Below are 1,256 nucleotides of genomic sequence, written 5' to 3'. Positions count from 1 at the left end.
TCATGCGGTGGTGTAGGTGCGGGCGACGAGTGCGGAGCGGAGGTACCAGAGTCCGCTGGCTTGGGTGGGGTCGAAGCCGGTGAGTTGGGCGATGCGTTTGAGGCGGTAGTCGACGGTGTTGGTGTGGACGTGGAGGAGTCGGGCGGTGCGTTGGCGGTTGAGGTTGTTGGCGATGTGGGTTTGGAGGGTGGTGAGGAGTTCGGGGTGGTGGTCGAGGGGGTTGAGGAGGGTGCCGAGGTGGTCGCGGCCGGGGCCGGGGCGGGTGAGTTGGTATTCGAGGGCGAGGTCGTCGAAGCGGTAGAGGCCGGGGATTGATCCGAGGCGGGTGACCATGTCGAGGAGTTGGTGGGTTTGGTCGGTGGCGGTGGGGATGTCGGTGGTGGGGGTGGTTGTGGTGGTGGCGGTGATGGGGACGCGGGCGGCGTGGGAGAGGTGGGTGATGAGGGTGTCGAGGTCGGTGGGTGTGGTGGTGGGGATGAGCAGGGTGCCGCCGTCGGTGGAGAGGAGGGAGAGGGTGGTGGTGTGGGTGGTGGTGGCGAGGGCGGCTTGGATGCGGCGGAGTTTGCGGCGGGCGATGATGGTGGGGTCGAGGTGGGGGTTGGCTTGGTCGGGGTGTGGGGGGATGTGGAGGGCGAGGATGTGGTAGTTGTCGGCGATTTCGATGCCGCATTCGCGGGCCATGGTGCTGGTGGGGTGGCCGCCGAGGAGGGCTGAGGTGAGGGTGTGGACGGCGTTGTGGTGTTCGGAGACGACGGCGCGGAGTTCGCGGACGTAGGCGTGGGAGACGGCGGTGGTCATGGTGTCGAGGATTTCGACGAGGAGTTTGGCGCCTTGGAGGAGGTTGGTGTAGTCGGTGTGGGTGAGGGTGAGTGTCGGCTCACCGTCACCGCCGTTGCCGGCACTGCCGGTGCCGTCGCTGCCGCTGCCGTTGGTGGTGGTGCGGGTTTTGGTGGTGGCGTTGGTGACGACGAGGTCGAAGCCGATTTTGAAGCCTTCGTGGATGGCGTGGTGGATGGTGTCGATGGGGACGCCTTCGCGGGCCCAGGCGGCGGCGGCGTCTTTGAGGCGTTCGGTTTTTTCGGGGATGTCGCGGCCGTCGAGGAGGCTGATGGCGAGTTCGAGGCAGGTGCGGGTGATGGTGGTGATGTCGCCGTGGATGGCGTCGCCGGGCAGGGTGCCGCAGGGGGCGACGTTTTCGACGAAGTGGCCGACCATGTGCCGCGACAGCGACCACACATCCTTCAACGGCGACGACA

At 67.0% G+C, this 1,256-nt stretch carries 1 protein-coding gene; it reads right to left on the bottom strand.

What is annotated here, in order from left to right:
• Positions 1 to 1,256, bottom strand: a 1,256-nt coding sequence (locus IG65_RS0133940) for a CdaR family transcriptional regulator (RefSeq protein WP_036526625.1), incomplete at its 5' end; no start/stop codon positions are given.

It is taken from the genome of Nocardia sp. NRRL WC-3656 (assembly GCF_000720265.1).
Taxonomy (GTDB): domain Bacteria; phylum Actinomycetota; class Actinomycetes; order Mycobacteriales; family Mycobacteriaceae; genus Nocardia; species Nocardia nova.
This window is presented reverse-complemented; position numbering and strand designations above follow the sequence as displayed.